This window comes from Vibrio misgurnus (genome assembly GCF_029635775.1).
Classification (GTDB): Bacteria; Pseudomonadota; Gammaproteobacteria; order Enterobacterales; family Vibrionaceae; genus Vibrio; species Vibrio chanodichtyis.
The window spans coordinates 1,973,133-1,987,787 of the sequence record NZ_CP113241.1 but is presented as its reverse complement, the minus strand read 5'-3'; the positions used below and the strand labels follow the sequence as shown (position 1 = coordinate 1,987,787).

Annotated in this window: 13 protein-coding genes, 2 pseudogenes and 1 other annotated feature; of the genes and pseudogenes, 12 read left to right on the top strand and 3 right to left on the bottom strand. The window is 46.2% G+C overall.

Features of this window, described 5'->3' with window-relative positions; genetic code table 11:
- Window positions 1–82: 82 nt before the first annotated feature.
- Window positions 83–799 (bottom strand): two-component system response regulator ArcA, encoded by a 717-nt coding sequence (gene arcA / locus OOK74_RS09110; RefSeq protein WP_274722792.1) that lies wholly within the window; start codon window positions 797–799, stop codon window positions 83–85.
- Between the two features lie 399 nt (window positions 800–1,198).
- On the opposite strand from arcA, the pseudogene OOK74_RS09105 reads away from it, so the two are divergent.
- From OOK74_RS09105 to thrC, 6 genes and pseudogenes are all read left to right on the top strand, one after another.
- Window positions 1,199–1,315: pseudogene (locus OOK74_RS09105) on the top strand (DUF3293 domain-containing protein); the annotation flags it as partial.
- A gap of 147 nt (window positions 1,316–1,462) precedes the next feature.
- Window positions 1,463–1,948 (top strand): putative 4-hydroxy-4-methyl-2-oxoglutarate aldolase, encoded by a 486-nt coding sequence (locus OOK74_RS09100; protein WP_166014420.1) that lies wholly within the window; start codon window positions 1,463–1,465, stop codon window positions 1,946–1,948.
- Window positions 1,949–2,159: 211 nt separating this feature from the next.
- A pseudogene (gene thrL, locus OOK74_RS15035) lies at window positions 2,160–2,253 on the top strand (thr operon leader peptide).
- Window positions 2,189–2,308 (top strand) — a sequence feature (Thr leader region). (Overlaps the previous pseudogene by 65 nt.)
- A gap of 30 nt (window positions 2,309–2,338) precedes the next feature.
- Window positions 2,339–4,798 (top strand): bifunctional aspartate kinase/homoserine dehydrogenase I, encoded by a 2,460-nt coding sequence (thrA, locus tag OOK74_RS09090; protein ID WP_278182644.1) that lies wholly within the window; start codon window positions 2,339–2,341, stop codon window positions 4,796–4,798.
- Between the two features lie 35 nt (window positions 4,799–4,833).
- On the top strand, window positions 4,834–5,790 hold the full coding sequence (gene thrB, locus OOK74_RS09085) for a homoserine kinase (protein ID WP_278182643.1): 957 nt from the start codon (window positions 4,834–4,836) through the stop codon (window positions 5,788–5,790).
- Window positions 5,787–7,076, top strand: a complete 1,290-nt coding sequence (thrC, locus tag OOK74_RS09080) for a threonine synthase (protein WP_278182642.1) — start codon at window positions 5,787–5,789, stop codon at window positions 7,074–7,076. Before thrB ends, thrC begins: the two co-directional genes overlap by 4 nt.
- Window positions 7,077–7,215: 139 nt before the next feature.
- Here the strand turns inward: thrC and grcA are convergent, their stop codons facing one another.
- A complete protein-coding gene (gene grcA, locus OOK74_RS09075; RefSeq protein WP_278182641.1) occupies window positions 7,216–7,593 on the bottom strand; it encodes an autonomous glycyl radical cofactor GrcA in 378 nt (125 codons plus the stop codon).
- Between the two features lie 345 nt (window positions 7,594–7,938).
- Between grcA and nfo the strand changes: the two genes are divergently transcribed.
- From nfo to OOK74_RS09060, 3 genes are all read left to right on the top strand, one after another.
- Complete coding sequence (nfo, locus tag OOK74_RS09070; protein ID WP_278182640.1) at window positions 7,939–8,787, top strand: deoxyribonuclease IV; 849 nt, start codon at window positions 7,939–7,941, stop codon at window positions 8,785–8,787.
- A gap of 367 nt (window positions 8,788–9,154) precedes the next feature.
- Complete coding sequence (gene ung / locus OOK74_RS09065) at window positions 9,155–9,826, top strand: uracil-DNA glycosylase (protein WP_278182639.1); 672 nt, start codon at window positions 9,155–9,157, stop codon at window positions 9,824–9,826.
- A 97-nt stretch (window positions 9,827–9,923) separates the two neighbouring features.
- Window positions 9,924–10,472 carry a hemerythrin domain-containing protein gene (locus OOK74_RS09060; protein WP_278182638.1) on the top strand — a complete coding sequence of 183 codons (549 nt, stop codon included), beginning with the start codon at window positions 9,924–9,926 and terminating at the stop codon, window positions 10,470–10,472.
- 34 nt (window positions 10,473–10,506) lie between these two features.
- Here the strand turns inward: OOK74_RS09060 and OOK74_RS09055 are convergent, their stop codons facing one another.
- Window positions 10,507–10,686 carry a DUF3545 family protein gene (locus tag OOK74_RS09055; protein ID WP_166014428.1) on the bottom strand — a complete coding sequence of 60 codons (180 nt, stop codon included), beginning with the start codon at window positions 10,684–10,686 and terminating at the stop codon, window positions 10,507–10,509.
- A 689-nt stretch (window positions 10,687–11,375) separates the two neighbouring features.
- Here OOK74_RS09055 and OOK74_RS09050 point away from each other — a divergent pair.
- From OOK74_RS09050 to OOK74_RS09040, 3 genes are all read left to right on the top strand, one after another.
- Window positions 11,376–12,806 (top strand): alanine/glycine:cation symporter family protein, encoded by a 1,431-nt coding sequence (locus OOK74_RS09050; protein WP_274722783.1) that lies wholly within the window; start codon window positions 11,376–11,378, stop codon window positions 12,804–12,806.
- Window positions 12,807–12,998: 192 nt separating this feature from the next.
- Window positions 12,999–13,772, top strand: coding sequence for a peroxide stress protein YaaA (gene yaaA, locus OOK74_RS09045; protein ID WP_274722782.1), 774 nt, complete (start codon window positions 12,999–13,001; stop codon window positions 13,770–13,772).
- 7 nt (window positions 13,773–13,779) lie between these two features.
- Window positions 13,780–14,559, top strand: a complete 780-nt coding sequence (locus tag OOK74_RS09040; RefSeq protein WP_278182637.1) for a TatD family hydrolase — start codon at window positions 13,780–13,782, stop codon at window positions 14,557–14,559.
- Window positions 14,560–14,655 lie beyond the last annotated feature (96 nt).

Here is a 14,655-nt window from a genome sequence, read left to right as displayed (position 1 = left end):
CAGGCAAATATCAGTCGGTTAAAAAAAGACCCTAGCGATTAAGCTAGGGTCTTTTTGGGTGTCACTTTTGGCTACACAACGATTAGTCTTCTAAATCACCGCAGAAGCGGTAACCTTCACCGTGAATGGTAGCGATAATTTCTGGAGTACCAGACACCGATTCAAAGTGCTTACGGATGCGACGAATCGTGACATCAACAGTACGGTCATGTGGCTTCAGCTCGCGACCAGTCATTTTCTTCAGCAGATCGGCACGAGTTTGGATTTTGCCTGGATTTTCGCAGAAGTGCAGCAGAGCACGAAACTCTGAGCGTGGTAGCTTGTAGTTTTCACCATCAGGGCTGACCAGTGAGCGGCTGTTGATATCCAATTCCCAGCCATTAAAGGTGTATTTCTCAACACTACGTTTTTCTTCTTGTGCGTTGCCCGTATTCATTGAACGGCTGAGCAGATTACGCGCGCGAATGGTTAATTCACGTGGGTTAAAAGGCTTCGTGATGTAGTCATCCGCGCCGATTTCTAGGCCGAGGATCTTATCGACTTCATTGTCACGTCCAGTTAAAAACATCAGTGCAACATCGGCCTGTTCACGTAATTCACGTGCAAGCAGTAAGCCATTTTTTCCTGGTAGGTTGATGTCCATAATCACTAAATTGATTGGATAATCAGACAGCAATTGGTGCATTTCTTCACCATTGTTGGCTTCAAAAACAGCGTATCCCTCTGCTTCAAAAATACTCTTAAGAGTGTTGCGAGTGACTTGCTCATCTTCGACGATAAGGATCTGCGGGGTTTGCATTAGCGTTACCTAAACTTGTAAAAAAAACGTGCTAGTAGAAATCATTCTAGGCAAAAAGATCACATTTTGGTGGGTTATGTTAATTAATAAGATGAAAATTAATAAACATTACTGCTTTTTGTCCGCCATCCTTGATGTAACTCGCATTGAGGGTTCCCATTCTCAACAGGCTCTACCAGTCTATGGGGCGGGATTTTATAATGTTAACAGCATGCTAACAATGCCCGTATGTTAATTCCCATCACTTTGTTGATTTATATCAAGAGTTATAATGTAACAGATATTAAGCATTATCACGATTTGTAAACCGAGTGAATTATGCAACTAAGCGGTTGTTCAACCCTTGGTGAGCCTAATGAGAGTGGTGTTTTTTCTGGATGAAATTCATGATTTGGTCGTTTTATTTGCATAACTACCACATGGAACCCTGAGCGTTTGCACTTGTCATACAATGAGAATTGCGTAAATAATCAACGTTTACAGCTAGACTCAATTGATTATGATGGGATAAAAGTGACACTAGAGGGTGTTTGTTCGCGGCTTAGAAAATACTTTCCGCTGGATAATAGTGCTTTTCAATAAGCCCGATGATTGGTGATAGCGAGTTTTATCTCGGGTTAATCCCAAGTCAATAAATCTAAAACAGATAATCATGGAGGAATGATGAGAGATATAACCCCGGATCTTTGCGATAAGTATGAATCGCAAGTCACTTTGCTTAATCTGCCACTGCAGAATTTTGGCCAACGCTGTGCCTTTTGGGGCGAGATTGTGACGGTGCGTTGCTATCACGATAACTCGCAAGTCGCTGAAGTGCTCAGTCAAAATGGTAAAGGCAAAGTACTGGTTGTTGATGGACATGGCTCATGCCAAAAAGCACTAATGGGTGATCAATTGGCGATCTTAGCCATCAAAAATGGTTGGGAAGGCGTGATTGTCTACGGTGCGGTACGTGATGTGGTCGCGATGGCGGAGATGGACTTAGGTATCAAAGCGCTCGGTAGCTGCCCATTTAAAACCGAAAAGCGTGGTGCTGGTCATGTCAATGTCACCTTGACTATGCAAAACCAAATTGTTGAACCCGGTGATTACCTGTATGCCGACTGGAATGGTATTGTCATCTCCGAGACGCCGCTTGACGTGTTTTGAGCACAGGGATTACTGACGGCTTGCTGCGATGGCTATCCAGTGTTTGGTTAGCCAGTTCGGCAGGCTAAGTCACTGCTTAATTGCATCAGAAATTTTATTTCATCGCCTCACTGAACACGGATATAGATATTTAAAATCACAAATAAAAATTAGATTTTCGTTGACGAATTGAACAAAAATAGGTTAAACGTATTCGCAAGCCAATACACAGATAGACAAATGGACTTATGTTGAATCACAGCCTGATCGTAATGACCACCATTATTACCATTACCGACACATCGCATGTTGGGGCAGGCTGCTGAGCGAAAAAATTCACAAAAAAAGGCCTGTATCCCAACCGATACAGGCCTTTTTTTATACCAGTTTTAAATACGTTTGGAGGAAGGGATGCGAGTATTAAAGTTTGGTGGTTCATCATTGGCCGATCCAGAGCGCTTTTTGCGCGCGGCAGACATTATTGCCAATAATGCACAGCAAGAAGAGGTGGCGGTGGTGTTGTCGGCACCAGGTAAAACCACCAATAAGCTGGTGGCGGTGATTGAGAGCGCTTTGTGCCGTGGTGAAGTAGAAGCACAAATTGTTGAGCTTGAAGAGGCATTTTACGCGTTGCGCGATGGTCTCCATCAGCAACTGCCCAATTTAGAAATGGCGGCTTATAACGCTCAAGTACAGGCATCCATGTGCCAACTGCGTCAGTTTGTACAAGGTATTACCCTGCTTGGTATGTGCCCTGATAATGCCAATGCACGGATCATCAGTAAAGGTGAGCGGATCTCAATTCAACTGATGAAAGCGGTGATTGAAGCCAAAGGTTTACCGGCTAATCTGATTGATCCGGTGCAATATTTATTAGCCAAAGGCGACTATCTTGAAGCAATGGTCGATGTTGAAGCTTCGACTCAGCGTTTTCGACACTCACCACTGCCGCAGCGGCACGTCAACATTATGCCGGGGTTTACCGCCGGTAATGCGCAAGGTGAATTGGTCTGTTTAGGACGTAACGGCTCTGACTATTCAGCGGCTGTTTTGGCGGCTTGCTTGCGTGCGGATTGCTGTGAAATTTGGACCGATGTCGATGGCGTGTACAACTGTGACCCAAGATTGGTTGATGATGCGCGTTTACTGAAATCACTCAGTTATCAAGAGGCGATGGAGCTTTCTTACTTTGGTGCATCAGTATTGCACCCTAAAACCATCGCGCCGATTGCCCAATTCCAAATTCCGTGTCTGATCAAAAACAGCTTTAATCCACAAGGTGCTGGTACGCTGATTGGTCAGGATACCGGTGAAGATAAGCTGGCGATCAAAGGCATCACCACGCTGAGCAATCTGACCATGGTCAATGTGTCAGGGCCGGGAATGAAAGGAATGGTTGGCATGGCGAGTCGGGTATTTGGCGCGATGTCAGCGGCAGATGTCTCGATTGTACTGATCACCCAGTCTTCTTCCGAATACAGCATCAGTTTCTGTATTGATGGACAGCATAAAGCATTGGCTCAGCAGGCGCTGGCTGAAGCTTTTGAACTGGAACTCAAAGATGGCTTATTAGAGCCGGTTGAGTTTGTCGATGATGTGGCGATTATCACGCTGGTGGGTGATGGGATGCGCACTTCGCGTGGTGTAGCCTCACAATTCTTTGCCTCTTTGGCTGAAGTACACGTCAATGTGATTGCCATTGCACAAGGCTCTTCAGAGCGCGCCATTTCGGCAGTGATCCCAGACGATAAGATTGCAGAAGCGATCAAAGCGTGTCATGAAAACCTGTTTAACTCGAAACACTTTTTAGATGTGTTCGTGATCGGAGTCGGTGGCGTCGGTGGCGAGTTGGTTGATCAAATTCAACGTCAACAAACCAAATTGGCAGAAAAAGGCATCATCATGCGGGTATGTGGCTTGGCCAATAGCAAAGGAATGTTGGTGGATAGTGCTGGCTTAGCGCTTGAGCAGTGGCGCGATCGAATGATCAATGCTGATCAGCCGGTCAGCGTTGCCCACTTAACTGACCTAGTGCAGCGTCATCATATTATTAACCCGGTATTGGTCGATTGTACCGCCAGTGATGAGATTGCGAACCAGTATGCGGATTTACTCGCGGCTGGATTTCATGTCGTGACGCCGAATAAAAAAGCCAACACGGCCAGCATGAGCTATTACCATCAACTGCGTGAGGTGGCGCGTCACTCACGACGTAAATTGATGTATGAAACCACCGTCGGCGCAGGTTTACCGGTGATTGAAAACTTACAAAACCTGATTGCGGCAGGCGATGAGCTAGAAAAATTCAGTGGGATTCTTTCTGGCTCGCTGTCGTTTATGTTTGGCTTACTCGATGAGGGCATGAGTTTGAGTCAAGCGACTAACTTGGCTAAACAGAAAGGTTTTACTGAACCTGATCCACGTGATGATCTATCGGGAATGGATGTTGCGCGTAAATTGCTCATTTTGGCGCGGGAAGCCGGTTATGAGTTGGAGCTGAGTGATGTGCATGTTGAACCCGCATTGCCTGCCGGCTTTGATGCTTCAGGCAGTGTTGAAGCCTTTATGGCGCGCTTACCCGAAGCCGATGCGGCATTTGCAGCTCGGGTTGCTGAAGCCAAAGCGCAGGGTAAAGTGTTGCGTTACGTGGCGCAAATTGAAGATGGCCAATGCCAAGTGCGAATTGTGGCGGTGGATGAGCACGATCCGATGTTCAAAGTTAAAAATGGCGAAAATGCCTTGGCGTTTTACAGTCGCTACTATCAACCGATCCCACTGGTATTGCGTGGCTATGGTGCCGGAGCACAAGTCACCGCCGCTGGGGTTTTCTCCGATGTCATGCGTACACTGGGTTGGAAATTAGGGGTTTAACAGAGATGAGTGCAAGTGACATGGATTCAAGTGACATGAGTGTTGTGGTTTACGCTCCGGCATCGATTGGTAATGTCAGTGTTGGATTTGATGTATTGGGAGCGGCAGTGTCACCGATCGATGGTTCACTGCTTGGCGATCGGGTTAAGGTTGAGCATGGTGCGCAACCTTTTGAACTGAAAACGGTGGGTCGCTTTGTCGATAAGTTACCGAGCCATCCCCAGCAGAATATTGTGTATGATTGCTGGCAAGTCTTTGCCCGTGAGCTAGACAAAAAAGCGCTGCCGCTGAAACCGTTGATCATGACGCTGGAAAAAAATATGCCGATTGGTTCAGGGCTCGGCTCTAGTGCTTGTTCGATTGTGGCGGCTTTGGATGCGCTCAACCAATTTCATGGCAACCCGCTTGATCAAACCGAACTGTTGGCACTGATGGGCGAAATGGAAGGGCAGATTTCCGGCAGTATTCATTATGATAATGTCGCGCCTTGCTATTTAGGTGGCGTACAGTTGATGCTCGAAGAGCTCGGTATTATCAGTCAATCAGTACCAAGTTTTGATGATTGGTTCTGGGTGATGGCTTATCCGGGGATTAAAGTCTCAACCGCAGAGGCACGCGCGATTTTGCCGGCTCAGTATCGCCGGCAAGATATTGTGGCGCACGGTCGCTATTTGGCGGGCTTTATTCACGCTTGTCATACCCAGCAGCCTGAATTAGCCGCCAAAATGATCAAAGATGTGATTGCAGAACCTTACCGTGAGAAACTGCTGCCCGGTTTTGCCAAGGCGCGTAGCTATGCAGCAGCCGCTGGAGCGTTAGCCACCGGAATTTCAGGCAGTGGCCCAACCCTATTTAGCGTATGTAAAGAACAAGCCGTTGCTGAGCGTATCGCCAGCTGGCTTGAGCAAAATTATGTTCAAAATCAACAAGGATTCGTGCACATTTGTCGGCTAGACAAGCAAGGCTCGAAACGAACAGGAAGTGAGTTATGAAGCTGTACAACATAAAACAAAATGATGAGCAAGTCTCTTTTGGCCAAGCGGTTCGTCAAGGATTAGGCCGTAATCAAGGACTGTTTTTTCCGGCACATTTGCCGAAATTTGATGATATTGATGCACTGCTCGCGGAAGATTTCGTGTCACGTAGTAGCAAGATTCTCGCTGCTTTGATTGGTGATGAACTGCCGGTTGAAAAAGTTCGTGCTATGGTCGATGCTGCGTTTCAATTCCCCGCTCCGATCAAAAAAGTTAAGCAAGGGGTGTATGCGTTAGAGCTGTTTCATGGTCCGACCTTGGCATTTAAAGATTTTGGTGGCCGGTTTATGGCGCAATCTTTGGCGGCGGTTTCTAATGGCGGAAAAATCACTATTTTAACCGCAACATCGGGGGATACCGGTGCGGCGGTAGCGCACGCGTTCTATGGTATGCCAGATATCAATGTGGTGATCTTGTATCCCAAAGGTAAAATCAGTCCGCTGCAAGAAAAGTTATTTTGCACACTGGGTAACAACATCCATACCGTGGCGATTGATGGTGATTTTGATGCGTGCCAAGCCTTGGTTAAACAAGCGTTTGATGATGCGCAACTGCGTGAACAAATTGGCTTAAATTCGGCGAATTCGATCAATATTAGCCGTTTAATGGCGCAGATCTGTTACTACTTTGAAGCGGTTGCGCAGATGAGCAAGGCTGAGCGTGAAAATTTGGTGATCTCAGTCCCGAGTGGCAATTTTGGTAACTTAACCGCCGGTTTGCTGGCTAAAGCGTTAGGCTTACCGGTAAAACGTTTTATTGCGGCGACCAATGCTAATGATACGGTGCCACGCTACTTAACCACCGGGCGTTGGGAACCGAAACCGACCATTGCCACGACATCCAATGCGATGGATGTCAGTCAGCCTAATAACTGGCCTCGGATTGAAGAGCTGTGTCAGCGTATGGGCTGGGGCTTGGAAACCTTAGGCAAAGGTGCGGTTTCTGATCAGCAAAGTGCCAAAGCGGTACAGCAGTTGTATGAGTTAGGCTACTTATGTGAGCCGCATGGTGCGATTGCTTATCAGCTGCTTACCGAGCAGCTTGCGCCGCAAGAGACTGGGCTTTTCCTGTGCACTGCCCATCCGGCCAAATTTAAAGAGGTGGTGGATGAGATTTTAGCTACGGATATTGAACTGCCGGCACCGTTGGCTAAGCATGCGGCGCTCGATCTATTGTCTCAAGAGTTGGATGCAGACTTTACGGCTTTACGAGCCCTGTTAATCGGGATGCAATCATCGCGGTGAGCCGCGTTATTCGGTAAGGTCAAAGTTAGTCAGACAAAAATTAGTCAGGTGAAACTCATTTCGCCTGACTAGTGTTTAGAGATAAAAAAAACGGTGCTCATTGAGCACCGTTTGAGTAACCGGAGTACGGATTGCTGAATTACAGAGATTCAGTGAAAGTACGTGCGATAACGTCGCGCTGCTGCTCTGCAGTCAATGAGTTGAAACGCACTGCGTAACCTGAAACACGAATAGTCAGTTGTGGATAGTTCTCTGGATGCGCAACCGCATCTTCAAGAGTCTCGCGTTGTAATACGTTCACATTTAGATGTTGACCACCTTCGATGCGTGGTGTGGTTTCGATCGCCACTTCACGACACTCGAACTGGCCTAGTTCATTAATGTTAACCACTTGATCAGTTGTGTAGCCTTGCAACGCAGCAACGCAGCGTGCTTCATTCTTTTCGCTATCGATCAACCAGATAGAGTTCAATAGGTCGTCGTTGGCTGCTTTAGTAATTTGGATACCTTGGATCATCACTTTCTCCTAGTCCACATTGAAGTGGTATTATTGGTGTTAATTTTCAGATCTTGTTGAGCTGGCTATTATATAGCAAATGTCCACATTTTAAATATTGATTTAAGTCAATAAACCACAAGATTGCACTTTCGAATCGGACTTTTATTTTTGATTTGTATCAATAAATGTTTTAAAAATAACAGTAATTACATTTATTTGAATGATTAAAAAATTTTTAAATTCAAATTTGTTGTTAAATTACTACATTTTTGTGATGTGGTTTGACTTAGAATAGACAAAATCAGCAAGTTAGCTCGATGCAATGAAAGTCGGCAGTGATTAAGTAACAATGAGAGCAACATTATGTATGAGAAGTTAATTGGGGCACATGTTTCGGCGTCGGGTGGTGTAGAGCTTGCGCCAATGCGTGCGCATGAAATCGGTGCCAATGCCTTTGCTCTATTTACTAAAAACCAGCGCCAATGGGCAGCAAAGCCGCTGGAAGAAAGTACTATTCGGGCATTTAAAGCCAACTGTGCTAAATGGGGATTCACCAGCGAAGCTATTTTGCCGCATGACTCTTACTTGATCAATTTAGGTGCTCCTGAGCCAGAAAAATTAGCCAAATCACGCGCGGCGTTTATTGATGAGATGCAGCGCTGTGATCAACTTGGCTTGCGCTTACTCAATTTTCATCCCGGTAGCCATTTGCAACAGATTTCAGAACAGGAGTGTTTAGCCTTGATTGCTGAGTCAATTAACTTAGCACATCGGGCGGTGCCGAATGTTGTCGCCGTGATCGAGAATACCGCAGGGCAGGGCAGTAACCTTGGTTGGCGCTTTGAGCATTTAGCCGCGATTATTGAGCAAGTTGAAGATAAGCAGCGTGTTGGGGTGTGTCTGGATACCTGCCATACTTTTGCCGCGGGTTATGATCTGCGAACAAAAGCGGCATGCGATGAGACGTTTGCTGAGTTTGCACGCGTGGTCGGTATGCACTATTTACGTGCGATGCACATTAATGATTCAAAAAGCAAGTTAGCCAGCCGAGTCGATCGCCATCATTCACTCGGCATGGGCGAGATTGGCTGGGAGTGTTTCGAATATATTGCACAGGATGCTCGATTTAATGGTATCCCTTTGATTCTAGAAACGATTGATCCAGAACTCTGGGCGATGGAGATCGCAACTTTGCGGAAATTTTTACAATAAAAGTTTAATTAATTGGTGAGTTTCACAGATTTGGCATATTTCTTTCTTCATGATCCGTGCCAGTTTGTCAGAAGGATGCTGTTATGAATTCGTTCCCCAATTCAATTTCCCCCGCCCCCCGACCTGCCGCTCGTCGTCCGGTGCCTAATCGACATGTTAATGGACAAGGCCATCACAGGGCGCCACCACCAAAACCGCATTAATTGATAAGGCTATTGTTGTTTTCAAGATTGGATTGAACTTGCCGTTCATACCATTCGCTTGTGTTATTCAGTGTGTGATCTGTGACAAGGTTACACACTCGTCTGCAACTGTGCTTAATTTGGGTATACAATGCGGTAGGAAAATTGAATTTTAAGGTATTGATATGTCTCAATCTCTCACTTGGCATGATGTGATTGGCCAGCAAAAGCAGCAGGAGTATTTTCAACAAACCCTGCAATTTGTCGAAAGCCAACGCCAAGCTGGTAAGGTGATTTATCCCCCCGCCAAGGATGTATTTAACGCGTTTCGCTTCACTGAATTTAGCGATGTTAAAGTGGTGATTTTGGGTCAGGATCCTTACCACGGGCCAAATCAGGCACATGGCCTATGTTTTTCCGTATTACCGGGGATTAAAACGCCACCCTCTCTGATCAATATTTATAAAGAGCTCGCGCAAGATATTGCTGGCTTTCAAATTCCACCACACGGTTATCTGCAAAGTTGGGCACAGCAAGGCGTGCTGTTGCTCAACACTGTACTCACTGTCGAGCAAGGAATGGCCCATTCTCACGCCAAAACTGGTTGGGAAACCTTTACTGATCATGTGATTGATGTGCTTAATCAGCAGCGTAGTGGGTTGGTTTTTTTACTGTGGGGCTCACATGCGCAGAAGAAGGGACAACGCATCGATCGTCAGCGTCATCATGTGTTAATGGCTCCTCATCCGTCGCCACTCTCTGCACATCGAGGCTTTCTCGGTTGTCAGCATTTTTCACAAACCAATCAGTTATTACAAGCGCAAGGCATGGCTCCTATCGAGTGGCAGCTACCGTAGGTGATCTAATTCGGTTGGCGTTTTTTCGATCCGCCTCAAAGCTGGCATCGCGATCCATCTCTACACTGTTGCCTAGTATGATAGGGAGATTGAACCGATGATGATGGAGCAGATCCAGCGTGAACACCGTTACATGGTGCGTTTGTTGTCGATGTTAGGCCAAAAATTAGCGCGTGTGAAAAATGAGCAGCCGATTAACTACCGCCTGCTGAAAGAGATGATTGACTATTTAGCTACCCATAGTGAGCAAGTACATCATCCCAAAGAAGATATTTTGTACCGCTATTATCTGGCGCACTATGCTGATCCGCTGGTCGCCAATCTTGCACAGCAGCATCAAGCTTTAGCGCAAATGAGCCAGCAGTTTTTAGAAGTCACGGTGATGATTTTACATGACGCTGTGGTTCCTCAGGCGGTGTTGGTGGAATTATTGCAAACCTTTATCGATCAGCAGACTCAGCATCTTGAGCTGGAGGAGCAGTCGATTTTACCGCTGATCCGGCAAAGTTTCAGTGATGATGATTGGCGAAGTGTCGAAGCTCAATGGCAGGAAAACCTGGATGATCCTGTATTTGGTGACACGATTGCTGAGCGTTATGCCCATTTGGCTCACCGAGTGCGCACAAGTGAATCCGAATCCATTTAAGTGGAGCAATCGTCAGTCGCGGTTGAGTGGTTAATTAAATGGTGATGTCTTGCAGCTCGAGACACACATCCATCTCTAACAGCTCTTTTTCTAGCCGTTTTCGATCTCGAATTGCTTCGATTTCTCGCCACATCCGTTTGACAGGTTTGGTGCGGGTGTGACGGATTTTGGAGAATTCGAGTTCTAATAGTTCATCAAAGCGTAGTTCGTCCATAAATAGCCTCACTAGATGGTCATCATTCCCTGAGTGCTTTCTAAATAGCACACCTTAGCGAAGCGTAACTATGATTTATTTCTCATTTGTTTCGATTTAATGAAGCTTTGGTTGGTTTTTAAATGGAATTTCACATTTTGCAGTACTTTTTTTGATGAAATAGTAACCTAAAGATAAGCGCAAACGATTAAATTGCTCCGTTTGCTGTGTTGCTTAAATGTTATTCTTTTAGTCGCTGGTCATGGTTTAGCTTGTTTTTTGTGCAGACGATCGCAAAATGTCGGCTTATTTTATCGGTAGATATTGGGATAAATAGAAATCGTCTGATTCTCAGGGGGTGAGATTTCGTTTGTATAACCCGTAGTTGGTGGTTAATAAGTGAGCTCTGTTGTGATTATTTTACTCTTATATTGTGTCTGGTTTGTTGCTTAAATGGTTTGCTTATGTTATGAGAGCGTGATTCTAAGGTGAAAAATAACATTTTAACGAAATTATGTTCATATTGATTTTTGTGGGTTGAGATTGCATTATCCGCTCGTCAAAAAACAGGCTGGGTGCTATTGAGGGCCTTTATTTGCTCAATGGCGCTACGAGTGCACGGCAAAAAGATAATTTTAATAGCCTATCCGTGTAACAGAAACTTTTACTCATCGGAGTAAAAGCAGCCCATCACTCAAGACGAGGTTCCTGTGACAGACTTAATTAATTTAATGAATGACCTACTATGGGGCTCCATCCTGGTGTACCTATTAGTTGGGGTTGGTATCTATTTCACATTGAGATTGGGTTTTATCCAATTTCGTCATTTTACCCATACGTTTAGCGTGCTAAAAAACAGCCGTAAAGCCGATAATGCGGGTATTTCTTCTTTCCAAGCTTTATGCACCAGCTTAGCGGCTCGGGTTGGTACAGGGAATATGGCCGGGGTGGCCGTTGCTTTAACCGCCGGTGGCCCTGGGGCGATTTTCTGGATGTGGCTGATTGCCATGCTGGGGATGGCGACCTCTTTTGCGGAAAGCACGTTGGCACAGCTGTATAAAACCCGTGATAAAGATGGCAATTACCGCGGCGGCCCCGCTTACTATATGGAAAAAGGGCTGGGTATGCGTTGGATGGGCGTACTGTTCTCCATCTTCTTGATTATTGCGTTTGGTTTAGTGTTTAACGCGGTGCAAGCTAACTCGATTACGGGGGCGATGAAAACCGCATTTGGCCTTGAGCCTATCGCGGTGGGGCTAGCGCTGGTGCTACTCAGTGGCTTCGTGATTTTCGGTGGCATTCGCAAAATTGCCCGTACCGCAGAGCTGATCGTGCCTTTCATGGCATTTGCTTACTTGGCGATTGCTCTGTTTGTGGTCGTGATTAACTTCGATAAAGTGCCTGGTGCGATTAGCCTGATTTTCAAAAGTGCTTTCGGGTTACAAGAGGCGGCAGCCGGCGGCCTTGGCTATGCGATTGCACAAGCCATGATCAATGGTGTTAAGCGTGGTTTGTTCTCTAACGAAGCGGGTATGGGTTCGGCGCCTAATGCTGCAGCTTCCGCGACGCCTTATCCTCCACACCCAGCTTCACAGGGTTATGTGCAGATGTTGGGCGTGTTTATCGATACGGTGGTGATCTGTACGGCAACCGTGGCGATTATTTTGGTTTCAGGTGAATATGTGCCGCACGGTGAGTTGACTGGAATTGAGTTGACTCAGCGCGCATTAAGCTCACAAGTCGGTGAGTGGGGCAGCATTTTTATTGCCTTTGCGATTTTCTTTTTCGCTTTTACCTCGATCATTGCTAATTACTCGTACGCAGAAACTAACTTGGTTTTCCTGGAACATAACAACAAAAAAGGCTTAGTGCTGTTTCGTTTAGTGTTCTTAGGCATGGTGATGTTTGGATCGCTGGCCACTCTGCCGACCGTATGGGCGATGGCGGATGTGTCGATGGGGCTGATGGCAATTGTCAACTTAGTGGCGATTTTGCTGCTCTCTAGCATAGTGATTAAGCTGGCTAAAGATTACAACCGCCAATTAAATGCAGGTAAAGTGCCGACCTTCGATGCGAATGACTATCCAGAGTTGAAGTCTCAACTTGAAGATGGGATTTGGGATAACCAAAAAGTATCGTAGAAACAAAGCATTCTAGCTAGAGATCAACATCGAGATCTCCGATGCGAGCAATTGAAAAAGCCATGCAGACAGTGCATGGCTTTTTTTGTACTCTATTTTAGTCTGCTTATGCTTGCCGAAATGATCTGGCGAGGCGCGCCGTCACCGCGACCTCCGGCCAAACATAAGTTCAATTGAACCATAGGAATTATTATGCTGATTGTTGTTTCTCCGGCGAAAACCCTCGATTATGCCTCACCGGTTGCTAGCTCAACGTTTACCCAGCCTGAGCTTGTTTCCCATGCTGCCGCTTTAGTTGAGATTTGTCGCACTTTATCACCAAGTGAGATTGCCGCTCTGATGAGCGTGAGCGATAAAATCGCCGGACTCAATGTGGCACGATTTGCTGAGTGGAGTGAAACCTTTAGCTTGGACAATGCGCGTCAGGCGATTTTTGCTTTCAAGGGCGATGTGTATACCGGGTTAGACGCGCAAACCTTATCGGCCAGCGATTTGGATTATGCTCAGCAACACCTGCGCATGCTTTCTGGTTTATATGGCGTACTGCGTCCATTTGACTTGATGCAGCCCTACCGGCTAGAGATGGGCACCAAATTGGCCAATTCACGGGGCACCAATTTATATCATTATTGGGGCGATATTATTACTGAGCAGCTCAATCAGGCGCTGCACGCGCAAGGGGATCGGTTATTAGTCAACTTGGCATCGAATGAATATTTCAAAGCGGTTAATCCACAGCGTTTAAACGCTCAAATTGTCACGCCGATTTTCAAAGATGCCAAGCAGGGGCAATATAAGATTATCAGTTTCTTTGCTAAAAAAGCGCGCGGCATGATGGCACGCTACATCATTGAACATCGAATTGATTCGATTGAGGGGTTACAGGCTTTTAACAGCGCAGGCTATTATTTTGTTGCCGAAGAGTCGACACCGACTGAGTTAGTCTTTAAACGTGAAGAGGGTTAATTCAACGGTGTGGCCGTTATTTGATACTCATTGCCATTTTGATTTTGCCCCCTTCGTCAGCGCACCAGAAAGGGCGCTGCAACGTGCGGCTCAGCAAGGGGTTAAACATCTGCTGGTGCCTGCGATTGGGCCGCAAAATTGGCACCAGGTAGCCGAGCTTGCCCAGCGTTTTCCATCCAGCATTTCTTACGCTTTAGGTTTTCATCCGCTCTATTTAAATCGAGATTCGGTTACCCATTTAGCTGAATTAGAAACCGCGCTGAGCCATGCAGATGCCGCTTGTGTGGCGCTAGGCGAGTGTGGTTTGGATGATGCGATAGAGGTGGATGCTCAGTTGCAACAACAGATGTTGATTGCCCAACTAGCTATTGCTACCCAAGCCAAGTTACCAGTGATTTTACACAGTCGGCGTACGCATAACCGATTGTTGCAGTTATTGAAACAGCAGCGTTTTCAGCAGGGCGGTGTGCTACATGCCTTTACTGGCAGCTTGCAACAAGCGCAGCAGTTTATTGATTTAGGCTTTAAAATCGGGGTGGGTGGGGTTATCACTTATCCGCGAGCCAATAAAACGCGCCAAGCGATCGCCGCTTTACCCACCGAGCACTTAGTGTTGGAGACCGATGCGCCAGATATGCCGCTCAATGGCTGGCAAGGAGAGGCGAATCACCCCGCTCAATTACGTTTAGTCTTAGCCACATTGGCGAAGTTAAAAGGCGTTGCTGAGGAATCGATTGCGCCAATTCTGTGGCAAACCAGTCAAAACCTGTTTGGTTTGTGTAAATAAAATCTCAAAAACATGTGGTTATTTTGCGTAACTCTAACAAAAAGCATGATGCCCATCACAGAAATTGGTGAATGCGTGATGAATCTTATCCAAAAC

Excerpts from the sequence above, each read along its gene's own strand:
- thrA (WP_278182644.1), top strand. The coding sequence starts at position 2,339 with ATGCGAGTATTAAAGTTTGGTGGTTCATCATTGGCCGATCCAGAGCGC.
- nfo (WP_278182640.1), top strand. The coding sequence starts at position 7,939 with ATGTATGAGAAGTTAATTGGGGCACATGTTTCGGCGTCGGGTGGTGTA.
- grcA (WP_278182641.1), bottom strand. The coding sequence starts at position 7,593 with ATGATCCAAGGTATCCAAATTACTAAAGCAGCCAACGACGACCTATTG.
- arcA (WP_274722792.1), bottom strand. The coding sequence starts at position 799 with ATGCAAACCCCGCAGATCCTTATCGTCGAAGATGAGCAAGTCACTCGC.
- thrC (WP_278182642.1), top strand. The coding sequence starts at position 5,787 with ATGAAGCTGTACAACATAAAACAAAATGATGAGCAAGTCTCTTTTGGC.
- thrB (WP_278182643.1), top strand. The coding sequence starts at position 4,834 with ATGAGTGTTGTGGTTTACGCTCCGGCATCGATTGGTAATGTCAGTGTT.
- OOK74_RS09100 (WP_166014420.1), top strand. The coding sequence starts at position 1,463 with ATGAGAGATATAACCCCGGATCTTTGCGATAAGTATGAATCGCAAGTC.
- yaaA (WP_274722782.1), top strand. The coding sequence starts at position 12,999 with ATGCTGATTGTTGTTTCTCCGGCGAAAACCCTCGATTATGCCTCACCG.
- OOK74_RS09055 (WP_166014428.1), bottom strand. The coding sequence starts at position 10,686 with ATGGACGAACTACGCTTTGATGAACTATTAGAACTCGAATTCTCCAAA.
- ung (WP_278182639.1), top strand. The coding sequence starts at position 9,155 with ATGTCTCAATCTCTCACTTGGCATGATGTGATTGGCCAGCAAAAGCAG.
- OOK74_RS09060 (WP_278182638.1), top strand. The coding sequence starts at position 9,924 with ATGATGATGGAGCAGATCCAGCGTGAACACCGTTACATGGTGCGTTTG.